This is a genomic window from Acinetobacter sp. ANC 3903 (assembly GCF_002135315.1).
Taxonomy (GTDB): domain Bacteria; phylum Pseudomonadota; class Gammaproteobacteria; order Pseudomonadales; family Moraxellaceae; genus Acinetobacter.
Genome location: NZ_NEGA01000004.1, coordinates 181,672 through 203,052, shown reverse-complemented (window position 1 = coordinate 203,052; position 21,381 = coordinate 181,672). Strand labels below are relative to the sequence as shown.

The following is a 21,381-nucleotide window of genomic DNA, read 5'->3' as shown; positions in this document are numbered from 1 at the left end:
GGTGCAAACACAACTGTTTTCTCGACAACCGCCATCTTTTCGCTCATTTATCATTGCGGTCATCACATGTCTGGTTGTGCTGTTTTTTAACTGGCGCATGCCGCATGTGATTCAGCCCGCCCGTGATGTCTTGTATGCGGCATATAATCCGATTTATGCGGCTGCAAGTTATCCGGTGTTATCGCGAGAATGGCTCAATCAACAAACCAAGTCTGAAGCCCAGTTACGTCGTGAAAATACCGCGATGCAAGCCGAGCTGTTACAGGCTCAGGTTCGTCTGCAAAAATTATCTGAACTTTCTGCTGAAAATACCCGTCTAAGAGGGCTGCTGGATACGCCTTTGATTATTGATGGACGCATGGAAATTGCAGAAGTGATCGGTACCGATGCAGATCCTTTAAGACATATTATTGTGATTAACCGTGGTTCCAGCAGTCAGCTCAAGGTCGGTCAGACCGTGCTGGACGATAAGGGGATTATGGGGCAGATCATCAATGTCAATTCGCATAGTAGCCGGATTATGTTGTTGTCCGACAAAGAACACTCCCTCTCTGTACGTCTAGAATATACTGGGATGCGTGCCATTGTATCGGGGACAGGTGATTTAGGTCATTTGAAGATGGAATATGTTCCGACCAGTGCCAATGTCAAGGTCGGCGAAAAAGTATATAGCTCAGGTTTGGGCGCACATTTCCCGGCAGGTTATCTGGTTGGCACAGTGTCCAAAGTCAACCGGCATAATACAGGTGAATTTGCCCAGATTGAGGTAGTTCCAGCCGCGCAATTGGCAGGTGGACATCATGTTGTCGTACTTTTTTCTGATTCATTAGCGATGGAGCAGCCGCATGCCACTCGCTAAATTACGTGCTGAACAAAAGCGTGATCCTCTCATTGCCATTATTGTTTCAGTCATACTCTGTTCCGTGCTGATGGTTTATCCATTGTCATATGCCATATCAGGTGCACGTCCCTTATTCATGTTGCTGCTCATGCTGTTTTGGGTGATGTGCCAGCCAACTTGGTGCAGCATCTGGTTTGCCTTTGCCACCGGGATTTTTACCGACCTGCTGGTTGATGCTCCTTTAGGCATGAATGCATTAAGTTTTGTGTTGATCACCTTTATTGTCAGGTTTTTAACCCGTGAACGACGCATCTTGACCTTTGCTAATCTTTGGCTCATTAGCTTTTTTGTGGTACTGGCGCATCTATTTTTGACCTGGGTTTTGCAAATTATGGGTGGCTTGCAATTTTCAATTGCCAGACACTGGCAGCCTTTATTGACCAGTTTGCTGGTTTTCCCGGTCATGTATTTTATGCTGAAAAAATGGCGCATTTAATTCTGGCTTCGAGTTCTCCACGTCGTCGAGAGCTGCTTCAGCAATTCGGACTAGAATTTGAAATTTTTAGCCCGGATATCGACGAATCTATTCTTGCAGGGGAAGAAGTTACCGCTTATGTCGAGCGTTTAGCCTGTAGCAAAGCTCAAGCCGTGTTAGTGCAATTTCCGGAGGCTATTGTTATTGCCGCTGACACCAGTTTAGGGGTGGATGGTCAAATTTTAGGTAAACCTGAATCTAAACAACATGCCTTTGAGATGTGGCAACGTATTTCAGGTCGTAAACATGATGTATTTTCAGGTGTTTGCGTACGTACAAGTACAGAAAAATCAAGTATAGTGGTACGAACGCAGGTTGAGTTTCAAAAATTAAGTCTCAATGATATGGAAGATTATTGGGCAACAGGGGAGCCGATAGGCAAAGCGGGTGGTTATGCCATTCAAGGTATCGCATCGCGTTATATTCCCCGTATAGAAGGCAGTTATAGCAATGTCGTGGGCTTGCCTTTACATGAAACCGTACAGTTATTACAGGCAGTTAAGGCACTAAATTAACTGGCCCCAAAAAGAATTTTTATAATGTTTTGAGTTTTATTATGTCTGACGAGTTGTTGATTAACGTCACGCCTATGGAATGTCGTGTGGCCTTAATCCAGAACGGCACGGTCAATGAATTATTTGTTGAGCGTACAGTTAAGCGTGGATTGGTAGGCAATATTTATAAAGGCAAAGTGGTGCGCGTGCTGCCGGGCATGCAGGCTGCTTTTGTCGATATCGGGCTTTCTCGCACTGCTTTTCTGCATATCAATGATATGGTCTGGCCACGCAATCAACCTATTCCCAATGTTTTTGAACTGCTGCAACCTGGTCAAATTCTGACTGTTCAAGTGATGAAAGACATGTTGGGAACCAAAGGTGCGCGTCTTAGTACCGATCTTTCCATTCCTTCACGTTATCTGGTACTGATGCCTTATGGTCATCATATCGGTGTATCACAACGCATTGAATCTGAACAGGAACGTGATCGACTACGTTCAATGATCGAACGGATTCAAACTGAACATAAATTGCCCGGCAGCGTTATTGTTCGTACTGCGGCAGAGGGGATTCCTGAATCTGAAATTGCACAAGATATGGCCTATTTGGCCAAGCTGTGGGAATTTATTCAGCGCAAGCAACAAAGCATTGCCGTACCGTCTCTGATTTTTGAAGAATTGCCGCTGCCTCAGCGGGTCATTCGTGACTTAGCCAATGAAGATACCGCCAAAATCTCCGTAGATTCACGTGAAATACATGCCAAGTTACAAGAATTTGTGCTTGAGTTTGTACCGAGTATGCAAGACCGCTTGGTTCACTATCCGGGTGAACGTCCAATTTTCGATTTATATAATGTCGAAGAAGATATTCAGAAGGCTCTGCAAACACGGGTAGCGTTGAAGTCAGGCGGATATCTGATGATCGACCAGACTGAAGCGATGACCACTATTGATGTCAATACCGGTTCCTATGTCGGCGGGCGAACCTTAGAAGACACCGTATTTAAAACCAATATGGAAGCGACTCAGGTCATTGCCCGTCAGCTGCGCTTACGCAATTTGGGCGGCATTATCATTATTGACTTCATTGATATGCAGGAAGCCCAGCATCGTGAAGAAGTGATGAGTCAGTTTGAGCGTATGCTGGAACGTGATCATGCCAAAACCAAAATCACCCAGGTTTCGGAGTTGGGGTTGGTTGAAATGACCCGAAAACGTACCCGTGAATCTTTAGAGCACTTATTATGTGAATCGTGCCCTACTTGTCAGGGGCGGGGCTATGTGAAAACGGCAGAGACGGTGTGTTACGAAATTTTTCGCGAAATTTTAAGATATGCACGTGCTTTTGAAAGTAAAAGTGGTTTTACCGTGGTTGCACATCCTTTGGTGATTGACCGATTGTTAACAGCGGAAGCACCCGCAGTGGCCGATTTAGAGCACTTTATAGGGCGTGTCATCAAATTTCAGGTGGAAAATCTGTATACGCAAGAGCAATACGATATCATTCTGAGTTGAAATTGTAACAGAATATCGTTAAACACTTGTTACATCTGAAATTTTACTTTTTAAGTGTAATTTTGAATACTAGTCATACACAGTAGCCAAAGCCAAAATCTCCCAGTTTTGGCTTAGCAAAAAAGAGGTATGACATGAGTATGAGCAAAGCAATTATTAAAAAAAGTTTGAATGTTTTAGAAAATAAACCAGCTCACAGTGGTTATATTGTGAATGAGCAGGGTAAAGAAGTTCAAATTACAGCTGCCATGATTCATTCAGTTTGCCATCAACTATTAAATCAATGTCGTGCAATCAAGAATTAATCTCATGCGATAGAAAATAAAGGGATCTCTGAAAGGTCCCTTATTTTATTTATCATTCACTCTTTTGAAGCTGCGGTTAACTCACCGCTTTTAACTTTTTTGGCGGAGTATCTTGCCCCACAATCTCTTCAAAGCACTGAATTTCATCTTCCAGATGTGTGAGCAAGTTTTGCATCTTCGGTAAGGCATTGCGACAACCGGTTAAACCCACTTCCAGTTTATCCAGATAGCTAGTCATGGTAATATTCAGCGCCTGTCCATCCAGTACAATTGAAGCTGGGTAGAGTGCATCCAGTTTCGCACCATTCCAGTATAGCGGTTCGCGTGGCCCCGGCACATTAGAAATCACAATATTGAACGCTTGGCGTTTTGGCATCATTCCCGAGACAATATTTAAACCCGCTGCACCGTAAACCAGCGCGCTATAGTTTAAAATTTGATTTGAATTCATGCGTTTGAACCGCTGCTTGGCATTTAATACACTACGGCGAATAATTTGCAGGCGTTCTAAAGGCATATCTTTATGCGTACCCAGATTAGCCAAAATCATGGTAATACGATTTGAAACTTCAGAATCATCATCACGAATTGAAGCAGGAACCATAGCAATCAGCGGTTTTTTTGGCAATGCGTTATGACTGAGCAAATACTCACGCAGAGCGCCAGAACAGATGGCCAAGACTACATCATTGATGGTGACACCGAGTGATTTTGCGATTTTACTTAAACGACCCAATTCAAAGGATTGGGCAGCAAAACGGCGTGATGAACTGACTCGCTGATTTAAAATACTGCTGGGTGCCTGGAAGCTGGAAACATAGTCCGGATTGCGCCCCATATCTTTGCAGATGGTTTGCGATAGTTCATACATAACTTTAGGGGTAGCTTCAAATTGTGATTTTACTGCTCCCATGATTTTCTTTATACGGCTTGCTTTTGGTTCTTTTAATCGTTTAGCACGAGGACCTTCGACACACCAGAGAGGAACAATACTCTTGGCTTCTGGATCATAGGATAGTGATTTTTCGACTAAACGCATGCCGGCAATACCATCAACCATCGCATGGTGAATTTTAAAGTACATGGCAAAGCGGTTGCCTTCAATACCTTCAATAATATTACAGGTCCACAGTGGTTTAGCACGATCAAGCAGTGCGCTATGCTCTTGTGAAATATAAGTCAGTAATTCACGGATTCGACCTGGATGCGGAAGCGCGATGTGACGGAAATGATGGTCTAAATCAAATTCCTGGTCTTCGTCCCAAAATAGGCCATTGAGTTTATTATTAAAAGGCGCAACAGGAAGACACTTGGATTTACGAATATCAGCAACGAGGTCTTGAATAAATGTATCAGGTGCATTGTCAGGAATTTGAAATAAAAACAGTCCACCGACATGCATCGGTTGTTGCCGTTTTTCTAGCGACAAAAAAATAAAATCAATTGGATGTAATGGACGCATAGCGCGGAATGCCTCACTGCAATTTTTGGCTGTTCTTATATGAACAGGCTTGTTAGAATTATAAAAACCGTTTTTTAGTATATCTTTTTTCAAAAAGAAAAGAACTGCTTTCTGTGTAATGATAAGTTAAAAAAACCACTGAATAACAGTGGTTTTTTTGAAAATTATTTTAAATTTCCTGCGTGCAATCCGCATTCTTTATGGGTAGCTTCTTCCCACCACCAGCGACCTTCACGTTCATGCTGATTTGGCAATACAGGGCGGGTGCAAGGTTCACAGCCAATCGAAATAAAACCACGTTCATGCAAAGGATTATATGGAATTTCCATCATACGAATATAGTTCCATACATCAGCGCTTGACCAGTTAGCCAAGGGATTATATTTAATGAGTTGTTTACCTGGACCTGAAAAACCGGCATCCGCCTGAACTACGGGAATTTCATTCCGAGTACCCGGACTTTGATCTTTACGCTGACCGGTAATCCAACCATCCAGCGTAGCCAGTTTTTTACGTAAGGGCTGAACTTTACGAATCCCGCAACATTCTTTATGCCCATCTTGATAGAAGCTAAAGAAACCTTTTTCAGTGACCAATTTTTGCATTGTTTCTGTTTCTGGGAAGCAAATTTCGATCTCAATATTGTAGTGTTTACGGACAGTATCGATAAATTGGTAAGTTTCTGCATGTAAGCGGCCGGTATCTAAACTAAAGACACGGAAGGGCTTACCCAGATGGGAGGCCATATCAATCAAAACGACATCTTCAGCACCTGAAAATGAAATGGCAATTTCGCCTTGCTGGCTTAATGCAAGTTCCAGAATCTCACTGGGAGATTTATCGGCATATTCAGATGCAAGTGCATCCACAAGGTCAATGGTAGGGATGGTAGTCATGACAGTTCCTGGCTATAGGCTTGGATACTTAAAAACCTATATTAATTTATTTCACAACGATTTTAATAGAATTGAAATAATCTGCTTAGCACTAAAAAATAAATACTTATGAATAAAATAGATTTGAAAAACAGCACCTGAAATATCAGTTTTTAAGCTATGATAGCGCAAAATTTTTTCACTCACATTGGGAGAACCCATGGAAATCGTATGTCTTGATCTTGAGGGTGTGTTAGTTCCAGAAATTTGGATTAACTTTGCCAAAAAAACTGGAATTAAAGCATTGGAAGCCACTACACGTGACATTCCAGACTACGATGTGTTGATGACGCAGCGCCTGAATATTTTAAAAGAGCACGGTTTAGGCTTGAATGATATTCAGGACGTGATTGCAGATATGGGACCTTTCCCGGGTGCTAAAGAATTTGTGAAATGGGTAAGTACGCATTTCCAGTTGATTATTCTTTCAGACACTTTCTATGAATTTGCTCATCCTTTAATGAAGCAGCTGGATTGGCCAACCATTTTCTGTCATAAATTGGAAACTGATGAAAATGGCATGATCTCTGCGTACAAACTTCGCCAGCCGGATCAAAAGCGTCAGGCAGTTAAAGCATTGCACGGTTTAAACTTTCGTGTGATTGCTGCAGGTGATTCATATAATGACACCACCATGTTGGGCGAAGCAGATCATGGCTTCCTGTTTGATGCTCCTGAAAATGTGATTGCTGAGTTCCCGCAATTTCCAGCTATTCACGGTTATGAAGCATTGAAAGAGGCAATTCGTAATGCTTCTGTACGTGATATTCCAGCTTAAGATCCTAAATCTTTGAAATAAGAAAAGGGCGCCAATGGTGCCCTTTCTTGTTTAGTCCTAATGTTTAACGCAATTAGAAGCGGTAACCGATTTTCAGGCCATAACCCATTGCATGGTTATCAGTGAAGTCAGCTTTTACAGTGCCGCCAGTTTGAGCTTGAGCATCGCCTAGCCAGAAGTATTTAACCCCAGCTTGAATAAAGTAGTTTTCTGCAGGACTGTATTGTCCACCTAGACCAACACTCCAATAGCCTTCAGTTGGGCCTAAAGTAGTTACAGGGTTGCCTGCGCCAGAATCGTATCCAACAGCTGCTGTACCCGCCCACTTACTATTGAACTTGTGTGAAAGACCTGTGGTTACAGAGTATTGATCGTCTGAGTAATCAATCAGGTTTTGCGCTTTGCCTTTTGCAAATGTAGATGCTTGAGCTAACAATTCAGGTTTAACTGCGAATTGATCCCAATGTACCCAGCGTAAGTTTGCAAATGCTAAAGTGTTTGCGGCAATACCTGTTTGCAAATCAATATTTACAGATTGAGGCGTTGTAGCATCAAGTATGCTTTCTTTGTAGCCTAAAGTTGATAAAAATGGTTTGTAAGGACTATATGGATGGCCTGTTGCAGGAATGCTTGCACCAAGAGCAGCTAAATTACTTGTTTCTGTAGCATTAGCTTTATGTTTGATTTCTGAACGATAAGTTACAGCAGCCTTTAAGGCTATTTCTGGGATTTGATAAGCAAAACCAGCTAACCAACCATACGCTTGTTTTTGATCAACTTTAATGTTGTAACCACTTAATAGTGAATAAGCTGCACCACGTAATTTAATATCAGCTTCAACAGTTTGCCAAACCGGACCTGCATAAAAATTCCAGTTTGCTGTTGGTTGATAACCAATCAAAGCAGTTAAATTATTAGTACGGACTTCTACTTGTGTGCCTTCTTTAAGTTTTGGGTCTGAGAAGTCTGAACCATCAACTTGATACGTTGCATCTGCACCAAAAGGTTGGTCATATAAAAGACCTAAAGAAATTTTATCTGTGGCTTGAACTTTAATAGCAGCAGAAGGGAAGTAGTAGTCATCACCCATATCGCTAACAGAATGATCATTATTATCTGTACCTTTAACCGTTGGATCTAATACAGAAATACCGGCTTCCGCATAATTCCCTGGCTGTAGAAAAGCAGAAATTGATTGGCCTGAACGATCTAACCCAGCAGCAAAAGTTGATGTTGTTGGAATGAGGCTGAGTAAAATAGCGGTTTGAATGGTATTAAGCTTCATTGATACTTTTCCCTGATATCGCTTTGTAACTAAAAGTTAAGGAAAAGTAACATAAATAAAAAAAGAGTAAATATTTAGTACCGTTTAAGAAATGAACTGATGAATCCAATGAAATGACTTGAATAGAGTAAAAATACTAATAAAACAGTTGTATATTAATGATTTTTATATGAAAAATTAGAGTAATTAATTTAAATTCATGGATTTTTTGGAGAGTAACTGGTTGTTTAAATTACAAACATATAGTCATGTATCAATTTGAATGGTTGATAAATTTTAATTTAAAAGTGTAGAAAAAGACCATTGCGAACAATGGTCTTTTTATCTTTCAGTTAAATAATATTAGAAGCGGTAACCGATTTTAAGACCGTAAGCAAGCGCATTATTGTCTTCAAATTTAGCTACAGTAGCTGGCGTATTGAATTGAGCGCCAGATTGTGCTTTAGCATCGCCTAACCAGAAGTATTTTACACCACCAGCGATGAAGTAGTTAGGTGCTGGGCTGAATTGTAAACCTAAACCTACATTCCAGTATCCTTCAGTAGGACCAAGAGTAGATACTGGATTACCTGCACCAGTGTCATAACCTACTGATACATTACCTGCCCATTGATCATTTACTTTACGACCAACACCTACGGTTGCTGAAATTTGATCATCTGTATAAGCAACTAAATCAAAGCCATTTGGTTTTCCAGTTGAAGCTACAACCGGTGCTTGTACACTAGCTGTACCAAATTTAGGTGGGCGAATGGAGAAGTTAGACCATTCAACCCAGCGTACATTCGCAAATGCTACGGTATCTGCCATGATGCCGGTTTGGAAATCTAAGTTAATAGATTGTGGTGTCGTGATTGAAGTGCTTGAATTTGGTTGTAGGTTAAGGCCTGCAAATAAACCTGTATTAAAGGTTTCAGTGGTTTTTGCATCATGGTCAATTTCAGAACGGTAGGTTAAAGATGCTTTTAGAGCAATATCGGGAATTTGATAAGCAAAACCAGCTAACCAGCCGACTGAACCATCTTCTTTCATCTTGGCATTATAAGAACCAAATGTAGCGTTACCACCATATGCTAGACCACGTAATTGCACGTCACCTTCAACTGTTTGGTAAACTGGACCTGCATAAAAATTTAAATTTTTATTTGGTTGGAAACCAAATAGCATTGATATGTTTTGTGTTTTTACTTCAACTTTGGTCGATTCAGACCCATTATGGAATAAACCCTCTCCAGTAAGTGGGTTTAAAACTTGGTCGGTAGTAGAGTAAGTTGCATCAGCACCGAATGGTTGATCGTAAATTAAACCAAATGAAAAATTATCCGTTAGTTGTAGTTTTAGTGCAGCACTAGGGAAGTAATAATCATCTCCCATATCTGATAGATTTGAATTATTTGCATTTGCCTTACCAGAAACATTCGGATCTAAAACAGAAATACCCGCTTCGAAATAGTTACCAGGTTGTAGAAATGCTGAAATAGATTGACCTGAACGGTCCAAAGCAGCTGCGAATACGCCTGTCATTGGTACGGTTGCAAGAATCATTGCTGTACTAAGAGTTTTTAATTTCATTCTTTGTCTTTCCTTGAGGTACAAATTTTTTTACTGCGGCTTTATGTTATTTATGGCTCAGTATTCATTTTTGGTAACAGCGGTTTTTTTGACCGACTATCGTTTGTTACTCCATGTGACAAAAATAGCACAATAAAAAAAAGAGTAAATGCTCTATAAAAAACTAGTCAGTCTAAAAAAACAGCTAAATAGAGTTTTTATACTAATAATTATAAATTAATGAATATAAGAAATTGATTTTTATTGTAATAAAATAATAAGGTGAAAAAGTTTTTTTGTTTAAAAAATATCCAAAAGCATATGAAAATTAAAATTTTATTATGTGATTTTAGTCATGTTTTTATATTTGTGACCTTAAGTATCCTTGATCTCAACTTTTGCATATCGAGCTAAAACAGAATAATCGTGAGTACTCTATTAAAGATCTCATTGTATAGAAATTCTTAATTGATAATAATATTCAATATTATTTAGCAGTATTCCTAATAGTTTTTTCGTCACTTAAAATATTAATTATTTATAAGTTGGATTCATATTAAATATCACGTAATTCATATTATTTGCGATGTAAGTCACCTTATTGAATTGGCCTACAGATACCGATTTACTTGAAATCCGAGTAGTTTTATTGCCTTTGTTTGCTGTGAAGTAGTTAATTTTATTTAAAAAAGTTATGTACGAGGCTATAAAACAAGCGTATATTCCACGGCTTAGCTTACTTATGAATACTTTTAATTGATTCTTGAGTGAAGTAAATCTTAATACTAAGGTAATTATCATGAAAAATTTTCTGTATGTTTCTCTTCTTGCTTCATCAATTTTAAGCGCTGGTTCTGTCTATGCTGCTGAAAATACCACCACTTTTGAAGTGAAACTAACAATTAATGAATCATGTGAATTTGGTACTGCATCTGGTATTGATTTTGGAGCATTCAATCGTTCAACACAAGCTACTCAAACTGCAAATGGTACCTTAGCAGCGACGTGCACTATGGGTACACCTTATACGATCATATTAGATAGTAATCGTGAAATGGTGAATACCAATGATGCTAGCTCAGTCGTGGCTTATGATTTATTTCAGGACTCTACTAATAAGAAAATTTGGGGTAAAACTGTTAATGAGGCCGTGGCAAAAATCGGTACTGGTTCAGTCGAGAATTTAACCGTTTATGCACAACTTAAAGGCAATACAAACGTCAAAGCTGGTAATTACATAGATACAGTGACAGCCAGAATTAGCTATTAATTTAGAAGTTAAATAAGAGGGAAAGTCGGGATGCTGAAAACTGAGCTGCTCAATACCTGGAATAAAAAAAGCATACATATTTCTGGTATTTTGGCTATTTTAGCATTTCTGCCTTTATCTCAGGTGCAAGCTGCAAGCCTTCAGGTTGCACCTATCCTGATTGAGTTTTCTTCCGCTGATAAGGCTAAAGAACTTTGGCTCACCAATACTGGAACTACCAATATTCGTGCTCAAGTTCGAGTGCAGCAATGGACCCAACAAAATAGCCAGGATAATTTAGCGGCCACAAAAAATCTGATTGCCAGTCCCTTGATTACTGAAGTTAAGCCAGGACAAAGACAACTCGTACGTCTGATTAAACCTGCAGCTACTCCTGTCAATCAGGAACAGGCTTTTCGCCTCATTGTAGATGAGTTGCCTGATAATAAGTCGAATAATAATAAAACGGGATTAAATATACTGCTTCAGTATTCAATTCCTGTGTTTTATAAGACCAATCAGAAACCAATGATTAATCAGGGAATAACTTCAATTGATCGAGTACAGTTTAAATATGCCAAGGGGCAATTGACTGCTACTAATTTATCTAATTCATATATTCGCTTGAGTCAGCTTAGTTATGTATCGGGAAATGGGAAAAAATCAGCGCTATTTCCAGGATTAGTAGGCTATGTTTTAGTTGGACAAACCATGTCATGGATTTTACCCGCAGCGATCCCTTCGGATTCATCGGGCAAGTTTCAGGCGGTTATTAATTCCGATTTTAAAGAACAAACCTTACCTGTCCAAAAATAAATATATATGATGCGATGAAAAAGCCCATAAGCTGGTGGGGCATAGTCCTCATTATATTTTGCTGTATTCATAAAGTTCAGGCAGAAACGGCTTCTGTCTCCTCATCTCCTAATTTTATAAAGCAAGAATTAATTCTCGATATCATTCTGAATCAATCTCAGCAAGATATTTTAGGACAGTTTCTGCAAGAAAATAATCAGTTGCTGATTTCCCGAGAAACCTTAGAACAGCTCAAGATTCGTCTGCCTAACCGGACTGATAGTACTTCAACGCCTTATGTTCTTCTGGAAGACATTCCTTCTCTAAATTATGAATATGACAGTCTCAACCAGAGAATCTACTTAAATGTAGATGTGGAGGCATTAAACAGCATAGCTCGCTATCAAGCCTATACTGCTATAGAGCCGGCAAAAATAGATCCCAATCAGGATAAGCCGGGTACGCTATTAAATTATGATTTTTATGGACAATATTCGGCTGATGCTTCCACTTTAAGTGGGGCAAATGAGTATCGTGTCTTTGGACTGGGGGAGGAAGGCATTTTTAGTTTATCGGCCCACTATAATTATAATCGTTCCGGTAAAGAGTCGAACTTTAATAGCCAAGTATTAGATGTTTTTTGGCAAAAGGATTTTCCTGAAGACATGTTCAGTTTAAAAATCGGAGATGATCAATCTCGACAATTGAACTGGTCTCGATCAACTCGTATCAGCGGATTAAGCTTGGCTAAAAATTTCTCATTACAGCCTTATCGAATTACTACGCCCTTAGCATCGTTTAAAGGTCAGGTGGCTTTACCATCTACTGTCGATCTATTTATTAATGGTTTAAAACAAACCACCCAGCAGGTTGTTCCGGGACAATTTGAAATTGAAACCTTGCCTGTACTTAGTGGAACAGGAGAGGCGCAATTAATTTTAACCGATATAAATGGTCAACAACGTGTAATCAGCTTTTCCTTGTATGGTACGAATGAGTTGCTACAACAAGGTCTCGATGACTGGTCCCTGAATCTTGGTTATACCCGTTTAGATTATGGACAGCGCTCATTTCAATACGATCGGGATTTGGTCACAAATGGAACCTATCGTTATGGCTTGACCCATGATTTAACCATTGAAAGTCATATGGAGTTTGCACCTGAACTTGCTCTGCTTGGAGGGGGCGTGATTCAGAAATTGGGGAATCGTGCCGGTATGCTCAATGCAGCATATTCATATAGCCAATACCAAAATACAGAAGGCTATATCTATCAGTTGGGTTATAACTGGTCATCCCGATATTTGAATTTCTTTTATAATACCTTGCGTCAGTCGGGGGAATTTTATGACATTGCGCGTATTCATGGGGTTGCTTTCCCTGAACGTTCTGATCAGGTTTTTTTAGGATTTAACAATGCTTTAGGCCAGTTTGGTGCCAGTTATGTTCATCAGGAATATCCATCCTCTGTACCTGGTCAATATTTAACTTTTAACTGGTCTTATTCCTTTGCACATAATATTTTCCTGAATTTAAGTGCCAATCATGATTTGAATCAGCAAGATACGCGATATTTTTTAAGTCTTAATATTCCACTGGAAAAACGTCGAACTGCAAATCTGTCCTTGCAACAAGAACAGAATCAAGAAAAATGGTCATTCAATGCAAACCAGTCTATTCCAAGAGATACAGGTGGGTGGGGATGGCAAGTTCAAGCAGATGCAGGTCAAGATCTCCGAAATTTACAGGCACAAATCGGAAAACTCCACAATTATGGTGAATGGAGTATGGGAATTCAGGACTTTAATTCCGGTCAATCCTCTTCAACCTTCATCACCGGTACTGTTAATGGAAGTGTACTGATGATGAAAAACAGCTTGCTTCCAATGCGCCGAACTTACGATTCATTTGCACTGATTTCAACATCAGCGGTTCCAGATGTGCCGGTGAAATTAGAAAATCGTTATGTAGGTAAAACAAATAAAAAAGGAATTTTGGTGGTAGATGCACTCAATCCTTACCAGCATAACCGGATATCAATAGATCCTTTGGAACTCCCGGTAGATTATCATATTGAAACAACCAAACTGAATGCTGTGCCCCGATATGGAAGTGGCGTTTATGTTGAATTTCCGATTTATCGGGTTAAAACAGTACAGATGACTTTAAAGGATAAGCAAGGTCACTTTATTGAGCCGGGCAGTAATGTTTGGGTATCGGATGACATGAATTCCGAGACCCAGCAACCTCTGACTATTGTGGCGCATGAAGGTATTGTATATTTGGAAAGTCCAACAGTTTCGAAATTATACATACAGCAAAAAAATAGTGTATGTCATGTTGAATTGCCAGATTTAAGTCAAAAAAGTGGTTTAATTGATTTAGGAGAGCTGCTATGCCAATAAAAAAACAGACAAATCCAGGCAATTTCTTTTCGTCAGCATCTGTTCTTAAAATTGCTTTTGGACTTTGTATTACAGGTCTATATTCAAATTCAAATGCTGCTGAATGCAACATTTCTTCTTTATCTCTAGATTTTGGGGAAGTCAGCACAGCAGCAAATTTTGCCAGTACCACTGTCACTGTCACTTGTAACCCACCCAATAATGGTAAAACCAATTACACCCTATGTTTAAGCGCAGATAGCTGGGCCTATGCTAATAACTCACGCTATTTATATCGCGGTATTCCCTTACTGTCAGACAGTTTAAGATATGACCTGTTTTACGATCCGGCACGTGAAAATAAAATAAAATCAAAAAGTGAAACAAGCAGCTTGCAATGTTCAAACTTTACAGTGACTGGAAATGAAAAATTAACTGTTCCAATTCAAGTTTACGGATTGGTTTATTCGGGTCAACAACCGGCAATGGGACAATATAATTCTTCAACATTAAGTTTGGAGCTGTTGTATGCATCGTATAAGGGGGGGAGTCTTTATCCTGATAGAAATGAGGTACTCACTTCAGGAACAATTGCCTCAAGTAGTGGTTTGGTAACGGCCTACTATGAAAATAGTTGTGTGCTGCATAATGCGACAGATTTAGTTTTTGGCAGTTTTGATAATTTAAATACCGATAAAACATCATCTGCCCAGATTTCATTGCAATGTCCCAATAGAACTGCGTGGAAGGTCAGTTTAAATCAAGGTAAATATGCTCTAGGCAACGGTCAGCGACGTATGTGGAACGGTCAAGATTATATAAATTATGAATTATATTCTGATCCTGGCTTGAGTCGTGTTTGGGGAGCAGATTCAAATAGTATGGTTCAATCGAGTGGTACCAACCAAATTCAAACTATTGCGGTTTATGGCAAAGTACCTAAACAAAACGTGCAAAGTGCAGGTGATTATCAAGATACCATTACCGTGACCTTAACGTATTGATTAATACGTTACTGTCGCTACGACAGTATCGCTATAGGTGCCGGCAGGTACATTGGTTTTACCATCTTCAATTTTTGCCCACACTTTAAATGGCTGGTCAGTTCCGGTACCTGATTGGGTGAAACTTTCCTGAGAACTTTCTCCCCATACCACTTTATAAGCTGCATCCTGATATAACTGGTAAGGAATTTGAATCGAGTTATCCTGGGTATTTTTTAAAGCTTTGTCGCTATGCAAGGTAATGGCATAAGGGGTACCTTCAGTACAGACGACATTTAATGACCCGGAGGAGGTGAGTGCGCCTGAAGACCTTTGAATTGTACCAAAGTCGACATTTTGAGCTTGACCCGTTTCGATATCACATCGTTCAGTGACGGTCATTTGTACTTTGAAGGTGGTAGAGTTGTTATTCGAGCTTTGAGTATGGGCAAGAGTGGATAAGATGGTTATGGCGAATAACGAATAATTTGATTTTTTCATAACCTTTCCTTTTTTAATATAATTAATACTCTATATGTGAGTACGTTATTAGATGTCTTTCATGAATCATTGTTTGACCAATAACTGCTTATATTTAGCACCAGTAATCGTGTACGCTAAGCAATAATATGGTTAGATAGATCAATAAAAATACAATTGTAAATGAATTCTAATATAAGTTACATGAATATTCTATAAATTTTTAAATTAAATTGTTCTAAAATTCACCCATAAAATATCTCAATTTGCATAAGTTTGATGCCCATATAGTATTAGGCAGGCGTTGTTATGCTGACCATTTTATTTGAATGGTTGAGCAACTCAACAACCAGATTTTAGGCCAGCCCTTAATAACATATCAACTGACTGTAAATTTCACTATCGATTTTTTAAATTGTCGCGGTATACAGTGGCTATAGTGCAATTGGCAGGCAATTGACCACAATGACCGAACTGATAACTGGCATATGATTTGCCCAAATTTTGTTTAAAAAATAGTTGAACCTGCATGATAGTTTTATCCAGATTCATAGGGGGTAGCGAATGGCTTCACTGTCACTGTTGTAGATGGTGTCTTTGCTGTAGGTAATATTGATATAAGGTTTACCATACAGCGATTAGTTCAGCCGGTTCAGGCTGTATGGCTACACAGAATGCAGAAAAATCTCTGAAACAAGAACAGGGGAAAAAGCTTTGAATTATCAACAGACTGAAATCGATGTGATCATTATTGGGGGCGGACAGGCCGCTTTATCTACGGCTTATTTTTTAAAGCGAAAGAAAATACCATTTATTATTTTAGATGATCAAGATCAAGCGGGCGGAGCCTGGCAGCATGCCTGGGAGTCATTGCGCCTTTTTTCTCCCAATACCTGGAGCTCATTGTCAGGCTGGATGATGCCAACCACTGAGCAGACCTATCCGACCAGGAATGAGGTTATCCAGTATTTATCGGCTTATGAACACAGATATCAGTTTCCCGTGGTTCGGCCAGTTCATATCGATCGGGTTGAATCTCATGCGGGCTATCTTGATGTGTATGCTAAAGAAAAGTTTTGGAGAGCCAAGGCTGTGGTGAGTGCCACAGGAACATGGAGCCAGCCTTTTATTCCTGATTATGATGGGCGTGAAAACTTTCAAGGGATCCAGCTTCATTCAGCACACTATATAAATGCCGCACCATTTAAAAATAAAAAAATCATCGTTGTTGGAGGGGGAAACTCTGGTGCACAAATACTGGCTGAAGTTTCTCAAGTTGCTCAAACGATTTGGGTAACCCAAACTCCACCCCAGTTTTTATCTGATGATGTAGATGGGCGTGTACTGTTTCTGAGAGCTACGGAGCGTTTAAAAGCACAGCAAGAGGGAAGAGCAATCGATCAGCCCGTGGGTGGCTTGGGTGATATTGTGATGATTGATAGTGTTAAGGAAGCAAGGGAGCGAGGAGTTCTCCATAGTCAGGCTCCTTTTAAATCATTTACAGCAGATGCAGTCGTTTGGCCGGATGGCTCAAAAGAGCAAGTCGATGCCGTGATCTGGTGTACCGGATTTAAAGCTTCATTAGATCATCTAAGAAGTCTAGGGGTGATAGAGTCAGATGATTCGGTAGATGTTAAGAATGGAAGATCGGTCAAGATACCTCACTTGTGGTTAGTCGGGTATGGAGAATGGACAGGGATGGCTTCGACCACCATAATTGGGGTATCAAGAACAGCCAGAGCCGCAGTCGATGAAATTGAAAATTATTTGTCTGGGATTTGACCCTAACTGAAGTTAAGAGATTTTTGTGATGAGATCTTTTATTGTAAAAAAACATCTAAATGTTAAGAGGAAACTATAGGCTAATTGTGCTTGTATATCTTTTTAATTTATTGATTTTAAATTAAATAGTTTGTAAATTTAACTCTACCTCATAAAGGTGGTGCGCCCTGCGGGGATAGAACTTTACGATATAATGCTTGTCATTGTTGTGTTTGAGCTTTCATGTTTTTGAATTATATCCCTATTTGTATCCTTATTTCTTTAAGTACTTTGTATTGCTGAAATTCCAGAGGGACGTGGGTTCGGATCAGAAAGAGGGATTCGAACTCATGTGATTGCTATAAATAGATTGGTATAAGAGAAAAAGAACAAACAATTCGAGTTGAAAATGGCGTACCAAATTATGACAACGGCCATGCCTTCATAATGATCTGGCAAACAGAGACTAATATTCAACATTACCTACTGGAAGGTGAATGGTGCACATACAAGTACACAATAGGGCAGTTAGATATTTTTGAATATGGCGGCTTGTGTGATCAAGTCATTGGTGAATTGGGACGGGAGATTAGCCCTAAATGAGGGCTTATTTACCATTTCATTTAATTGGGATTGTGGCAGTTTTTGAAGATTACTTTTAATTAATGATCGTAGTAAATAGTTGATAGAAATAGCCTCATGAAGTCGATTTCTAAAGTGATTTTTTATATCTTCAACTTGACCATTGAGTAAAGTTGAAAGATTCTCTTTGTTAACTTTACTACTACCTGTACCATCCTGCTGGTATGGCATTTGAATACGAAATACAGTACAACCTTCGCCCTGAATCATTGAGTCACGAAGCTTATCCTTTCTGACTTGTTCATCGCTAAGGTGTTGTATGCCATCAAACTCAACGACAACTCTCCCTATTAAAAAATCTTTCTGTATTCTTTTTTGCTGCTCCATATTTTGATTTATTTCATCAGCGAAAATTGTCATATGTAGCTCTATTGTCAAATCAAGCGAGAATGTTCCATAGAGGTTTGATTGACCACTTCGTAAATCTGACTTTGTGATTTTATTCTCTGGTATAAACGTAAAACTAAAACATGCCTGGTTGCGCTCACATAACAGCTCGTTAATAGAATTAAATACTTCATTGAGGAAGCCGCGGGTTGTTAGTGTGAAATTAAATGGTCTAGTTTGACGTGGGCCATAATCAAGCGTAGCAACATGTACTGGATTATTATCAGCAATACCAGAAAGCACTTCAATTAAGCACTCAACACCAAACTTACTACACATCGAATCCGTCGTCAGCATTGCACATAACAGAAGGCTTGGATTCTCTCCGATGCGTTTAGATAGCTGTTGAATATTTAAAGGTTTTTTTGTTTCGCTATCAATATTAAAACATTCTTTAATTGTTTTTTTTAAAGGTGGTAGGTTGTAAATACTATATGTATTAAGTCCAGTGATGACGATCATAAACATACGCCTCATTTAATAAATTTATTAAATATTCAAAATTAAAAGTATAATTGATTCGCCAGCATTATGTTTTCAGAATTCGAAGTAGACAATTCATAATTACAAGCTCACCGCTGGCATAGAGTTGAGTTTATGTTTAGTTCTAATCATCAGATCGTAGTAACTTTTCAAAATTCTCTTTATTACCATCTTTATCAATTCGTTGCTGAATATCTGATTTATAATCGGTTAACTCTGAAATAGCCAAGAAAGCAGAATAAATCCAAAAAAAACAAGTTACAACATAGCTGATAATTATTGATAAAAATAAAGAAAGCTTCATTGGCTTTATGAGTTCACTATTTTGTTGTGCAAACACACTATAACCCGTGATTACAATAGATATGAGCGTAGCTAATAAAACTGTATATAAGATATCACTACATCTCTGATTAATAATACCTCTAAGAGCATTTCTTTCAAGGACACTAATACCCTTAATGTCTTTGCTTTCATTAATCTTTTGATAATTAGATACAAGATAGGCAATAGGAGAGAGCAAGGTGGGCAACGCAAGAATTTGAGCCCATCCATTTAGCTTGATTTCCGCAGAACCCAGATGTTTATCTAAAAAATAATATGAAACAAAAAAAACGGCCGTAAGCAGCAATATAGATATATGCCAATATCTATATATGATTGCTTTACGGACATGTGTATTCATAAATCTCTCTCAATGTGGTTTCAGTTACTATGATTAGCATTTTTCACCAACCAAGTATGCATATCATTTTTCAATATCCCCTCATCAACTGCACCACTTTCAGTCATATGAACTGTTATAGGTCCAGCCACTACTAAATCTCCACCCCTAATTGTAGACTTATCATTAAGCTTAATATAATAGTCTTCTGGATCTAAATGTCGTAATGATGTTGCAACCCGGTCAATAAGCTCTTGACCATTTTGTGTCGTGGTTTTCTTGAACTTTAATGTCATTTCAAGGCTTAAATTAGCTTTTTCTAAAGAATCTGAAAACTCTTTACCACTTAAATTAAGTCCAAAGAATCGTTTGATTAAAGAAGCATCATCTTGATCTAGTACGTGTTTAACACTTGCTACATTAGCATTTGTAGTAAGAGCTTGAGTCTCAGGGTTGTTTGAAAAATTAACTGGTAATACGGGTTTTGTATTAATTGGACTACCTACACTAATCTCTTTTGCAGGGCTTTTTGTGATGCGCTCTCTCATTTCATCAGTTATAGAATCATTAAGTATAATTGGGGTGTTTTCAGGAAGGATATTACAACATGAAGAACCTAAAAACCAATTAAGGTACGACTCTAATTGTCGCGATCTTAATGTAGATGTTTGCAAAATTGCAACGTGATTGCCTATAACACCAAAGTAAATAATTGAATCAAGAAATTCACGTCTCAATTTTTCTGTAGTTTTAGAGGCTGAGCTGTCAATAAGATCTAAATTAACTGGTTTTATTGGATAACTTTCAGACTCATCATCCAAATGTAAGTAACTTTGAATTTTACCGGCTTCAATACTAATCAGTTGAGAAAAAAACATTCCATTATAGTTTTCATAACTGTTTATAAATCGCATATCCCCAGAATCATTAAGACCTTCTTGTCTTGAAGCGACCTTTTTTCTGTTTGAAGTATCTGATAATGCCTCTTTCAACATTTCACTTAAGGATTTTGATACTCCTACTATTTTTGCACTTTTATAAAACAATGTTCGATAGCGTTTTTTTGCAGCCATATTTTACCCCACCCGATCTAAAGGGCCGCGTCGGGTTCGCGGCTTTTTTATATTTTAAAAGTCAGCACCCCAAGTCACCGGTGACTTACTTTTTAAATACACATATATAAATCAAAAACTTAAAACCAACTATGTCTGTATCGAGCTTATAGCTAAATTAAATATCTAGGCTAAAATTATTTGATTAAAGCTTTTTTAGATGATTTATCTCATTCTTCAAGCCTGAACAGCTAGTAGCTTTATTTCCCACTGATTGCCAAAACGCTCATTTAGGTATTGTGAAATAGCCTCTTTACGAGCTTCATACTGAGTAGTTTTATAAAGGACTGCATTTTTACCGGTAGATACCCCATAACGAGTAAAGCCATCCATAGCATCATCTGCAGTTGTCACATTAGTAAGGAATATATGTGCCTTACCATTCTTAATGAAGCTATTGATATTTTTTAGGTTCGGGGCAATTTCTTCAGGAATAATAATTTCCACCACATGGTATGGGTCTTTAGAAACTGGGTGGATTATATAATCAATGCCTCTGGTCATCCCGCCACTAAAACTTTGAGCCGTTTCATCTGCAGATTCCATATCGTCAAAGATGCCTATATCAATCGCTTCTTGCTGTGACTCTGTAGTAGTAAGCCAACCGTCATCATCTGGAATGATGTAGCAATTTTCTGAGATCAGTTTAATTATATAAGACATATATCCCCCAATATTTTCTTTCTTAGCAATGCTTTATAACGCTTATTGATGAGTTTTCCAACAACTATATTTAGC

20 protein-coding genes are annotated in these 21,381 nt (G+C 38.7%); 11 read left to right on the top strand and 9 right to left on the bottom strand.

What is annotated here, in order from left to right:
- Position 1 precedes the first annotated feature (1 nt).
- The 5 genes from mreC (at position 2) to B9T29_RS16240 (ending at position 3,692) form a co-directional block, all read left to right on the top strand.
- Entirely contained in the window at positions 2-859 is an 858-nt protein-coding gene (gene mreC, locus B9T29_RS04505; RefSeq protein ID WP_086174770.1) for a rod shape-determining protein MreC, read from the top strand.
- Positions 846-1,337, top strand: a complete 492-nt coding sequence (gene mreD, locus B9T29_RS04500; RefSeq protein ID WP_086174769.1) for a rod shape-determining protein MreD — start codon at positions 846-848, stop codon at positions 1,335-1,337. The genes mreC and mreD overlap by 14 nt, the downstream gene beginning before the upstream one ends.
- Positions 1,325-1,891, top strand: a complete 567-nt coding sequence (locus B9T29_RS04495) for a Maf-like protein (protein ID WP_086174768.1) — start codon at positions 1,325-1,327, stop codon at positions 1,889-1,891. Before mreD ends, B9T29_RS04495 begins: the two co-directional genes overlap by 13 nt.
- Positions 1,892-1,932: 41 nt before the next feature.
- A complete protein-coding gene (gene rng, locus B9T29_RS04490) occupies positions 1,933-3,387 on the top strand; it encodes a ribonuclease G (protein ID WP_086174767.1) in 1,455 nt (484 codons plus the stop codon).
- Between the two features lie 134 nt (positions 3,388-3,521).
- Positions 3,522-3,692, top strand: coding sequence for a PA1571 family protein (locus B9T29_RS16240; protein ID WP_086174766.1), 171 nt, complete (start codon positions 3,522-3,524; stop codon positions 3,690-3,692).
- Between the two features lie 76 nt (positions 3,693-3,768).
- Here the strand turns inward: B9T29_RS16240 and B9T29_RS04480 are convergent, their stop codons facing one another.
- Both B9T29_RS04480 and B9T29_RS04475 read right to left on the bottom strand, forming a co-directional pair.
- Entirely contained in the window at positions 3,769-5,154 is a 1,386-nt protein-coding gene (locus tag B9T29_RS04480; protein ID WP_086174765.1) for a WS/DGAT/MGAT family O-acyltransferase, read from the bottom strand.
- A 164-nt stretch (positions 5,155-5,318) separates the two neighbouring features.
- Positions 5,319-6,050 (bottom strand): phosphoadenylyl-sulfate reductase, encoded by a 732-nt coding sequence (locus B9T29_RS04475; RefSeq protein ID WP_086174764.1) that lies wholly within the window; start codon positions 6,048-6,050, stop codon positions 5,319-5,321.
- A 199-nt stretch (positions 6,051-6,249) separates the two neighbouring features.
- Between B9T29_RS04475 and thrH the strand changes: the two genes are divergently transcribed.
- Complete coding sequence (gene thrH / locus B9T29_RS04470) at positions 6,250-6,867, top strand: bifunctional phosphoserine phosphatase/homoserine phosphotransferase ThrH (protein WP_086174763.1); 618 nt, start codon at positions 6,250-6,252, stop codon at positions 6,865-6,867.
- Between the two features lie 73 nt (positions 6,868-6,940).
- Here the strand turns inward: thrH and B9T29_RS04465 are convergent, their stop codons facing one another.
- Both B9T29_RS04465 and B9T29_RS04460 read right to left on the bottom strand, forming a co-directional pair.
- Positions 6,941-8,152, bottom strand: coding sequence for an OmpP1/FadL family transporter (locus B9T29_RS04465; protein WP_086174762.1), 1,212 nt, complete (start codon positions 8,150-8,152; stop codon positions 6,941-6,943).
- A gap of 342 nt (positions 8,153-8,494) precedes the next feature.
- The gene (locus B9T29_RS04460; RefSeq protein ID WP_086174761.1) at positions 8,495-9,724 is read right to left on the bottom strand and encodes an OmpP1/FadL family transporter; all 1,230 of its coding nucleotides are present in this window, start codon (positions 9,722-9,724) and stop codon (positions 8,495-8,497) included.
- Between the two features lie 778 nt (positions 9,725-10,502).
- On the opposite strand from B9T29_RS04460, the gene B9T29_RS04455 reads away from it, so the two are divergent.
- Genes B9T29_RS04455 through B9T29_RS04440 form a run of 4 tightly spaced genes read left to right on the top strand, consistent with a single transcriptional unit; the run spans position 10,503 to position 15,135 of the window.
- Complete coding sequence (locus tag B9T29_RS04455; protein ID WP_086174760.1) at positions 10,503-10,973, top strand: spore coat U domain-containing protein; 471 nt, start codon at positions 10,503-10,505, stop codon at positions 10,971-10,973.
- 30 nt (positions 10,974-11,003) lie between these two features.
- On the top strand, positions 11,004-11,768 hold the full coding sequence (locus tag B9T29_RS04450) for a molecular chaperone (RefSeq protein WP_086174759.1): 765 nt from the start codon (positions 11,004-11,006) through the stop codon (positions 11,766-11,768).
- A gap of 14 nt (positions 11,769-11,782) precedes the next feature.
- Complete coding sequence (locus B9T29_RS04445; RefSeq protein WP_086174758.1) at positions 11,783-14,152, top strand: fimbria/pilus outer membrane usher protein; 2,370 nt, start codon at positions 11,783-11,785, stop codon at positions 14,150-14,152.
- Complete coding sequence (locus tag B9T29_RS04440; protein ID WP_086174757.1) at positions 14,143-15,135, top strand: spore coat U domain-containing protein; 993 nt, start codon at positions 14,143-14,145, stop codon at positions 15,133-15,135. The genes B9T29_RS04445 and B9T29_RS04440 overlap by 10 nt, the downstream gene beginning before the upstream one ends.
- On the opposite strand, the gene B9T29_RS04435 is transcribed toward B9T29_RS04440, so the two are convergent.
- A complete protein-coding gene (locus B9T29_RS04435; protein WP_086174756.1) occupies positions 15,136-15,615 on the bottom strand; it encodes a spore coat U domain-containing protein in 480 nt (159 codons plus the stop codon).
- A gap of 693 nt (positions 15,616-16,308) precedes the next feature.
- On the opposite strand from B9T29_RS04435, the gene B9T29_RS04430 reads away from it, so the two are divergent.
- Entirely contained in the window at positions 16,309-17,376 is a 1,068-nt protein-coding gene (locus B9T29_RS04430) for an ArsO family NAD(P)H-dependent flavin-containing monooxygenase (RefSeq protein ID WP_086174755.1), read from the top strand.
- Positions 17,377-17,883: 507 nt separating this feature from the next.
- Here B9T29_RS04430 and B9T29_RS04420 read toward each other — a convergent pair.
- The 4 genes from B9T29_RS04420 to B9T29_RS04405 all read right to left on the bottom strand — a co-directional run bounded on the left by B9T29_RS04420 (position 17,884) and on the right by B9T29_RS04405 (position 21,306).
- Complete coding sequence (locus B9T29_RS04420) at positions 17,884-18,846, bottom strand: DUF559 domain-containing protein (RefSeq protein ID WP_171263973.1); 963 nt, start codon at positions 18,844-18,846, stop codon at positions 17,884-17,886.
- Between the two features lie 145 nt (positions 18,847-18,991).
- Positions 18,992-19,552, bottom strand: coding sequence for a hypothetical protein (locus B9T29_RS04415; protein WP_086174753.1), 561 nt, complete (start codon positions 19,550-19,552; stop codon positions 18,992-18,994).
- Between the two features lie 20 nt (positions 19,553-19,572).
- Complete coding sequence (locus tag B9T29_RS04410; protein ID WP_086174752.1) at positions 19,573-20,604, bottom strand: hypothetical protein; 1,032 nt, start codon at positions 20,602-20,604, stop codon at positions 19,573-19,575.
- A 216-nt stretch (positions 20,605-20,820) separates the two neighbouring features.
- Positions 20,821-21,306 (bottom strand): hypothetical protein, encoded by a 486-nt coding sequence (locus tag B9T29_RS04405; protein WP_086174751.1) that lies wholly within the window; start codon positions 21,304-21,306, stop codon positions 20,821-20,823.
- Positions 21,307-21,381 lie beyond the last annotated feature (75 nt).

Bases quoted from the DNA above. Each gene is read 5' to 3' on its own strand.
- B9T29_RS04420 (WP_171263973.1), bottom strand. From the start codon at position 18,846: ATGATCGTCATCACTGGACTTAATACATATAGTATTTACAACCTACCA.
- B9T29_RS04415 (WP_086174753.1), bottom strand. From the start codon at position 19,552: ATGAATACACATGTCCGTAAAGCAATCATATATAGATATTGGCATATA.
- B9T29_RS04455 (WP_086174760.1), top strand. From the start codon at position 10,503: ATGAAAAATTTTCTGTATGTTTCTCTTCTTGCTTCATCAATTTTAAGC.
- thrH (WP_086174763.1), top strand. From the start codon at position 6,250: ATGGAAATCGTATGTCTTGATCTTGAGGGTGTGTTAGTTCCAGAAATT.
- B9T29_RS04480 (WP_086174765.1), bottom strand. From the start codon at position 5,154: ATGCGTCCATTACATCCAATTGATTTTATTTTTTTGTCGCTAGAAAAA.
- rng (WP_086174767.1), top strand. From the start codon at position 1,933: ATGTCTGACGAGTTGTTGATTAACGTCACGCCTATGGAATGTCGTGTG.
- mreD (WP_086174769.1), top strand. From the start codon at position 846: ATGCCACTCGCTAAATTACGTGCTGAACAAAAGCGTGATCCTCTCATT.
- B9T29_RS04465 (WP_086174762.1), bottom strand. From the start codon at position 8,152: ATGAAGCTTAATACCATTCAAACCGCTATTTTACTCAGCCTCATTCCA.
- B9T29_RS04440 (WP_086174757.1), top strand. From the start codon at position 14,143: ATGCCAATAAAAAAACAGACAAATCCAGGCAATTTCTTTTCGTCAGCA.
- B9T29_RS04405 (WP_086174751.1), bottom strand. From the start codon at position 21,306: ATGTCTTATATAATTAAACTGATCTCAGAAAATTGCTACATCATTCCA.
- B9T29_RS04495 (WP_086174768.1), top strand. From the start codon at position 1,325: ATGGCGCATTTAATTCTGGCTTCGAGTTCTCCACGTCGTCGAGAGCTG.
- B9T29_RS04460 (WP_086174761.1), bottom strand. From the start codon at position 9,724: ATGAAATTAAAAACTCTTAGTACAGCAATGATTCTTGCAACCGTACCA.
- B9T29_RS04410 (WP_086174752.1), bottom strand. From the start codon at position 20,604: ATGGCTGCAAAAAAACGCTATCGAACATTGTTTTATAAAAGTGCAAAA.
- B9T29_RS04435 (WP_086174756.1), bottom strand. From the start codon at position 15,615: ATGAAAAAATCAAATTATTCGTTATTCGCCATAACCATCTTATCCACT.
- B9T29_RS16240 (WP_086174766.1), top strand. From the start codon at position 3,522: ATGAGTATGAGCAAAGCAATTATTAAAAAAAGTTTGAATGTTTTAGAA.
- B9T29_RS04475 (WP_086174764.1), bottom strand. From the start codon at position 6,050: ATGACTACCATCCCTACCATTGACCTTGTGGATGCACTTGCATCTGAA.
- B9T29_RS04450 (WP_086174759.1), top strand. From the start codon at position 11,004: ATGCTGAAAACTGAGCTGCTCAATACCTGGAATAAAAAAAGCATACAT.
- B9T29_RS04445 (WP_086174758.1), top strand. From the start codon at position 11,783: ATGAAAAAGCCCATAAGCTGGTGGGGCATAGTCCTCATTATATTTTGC.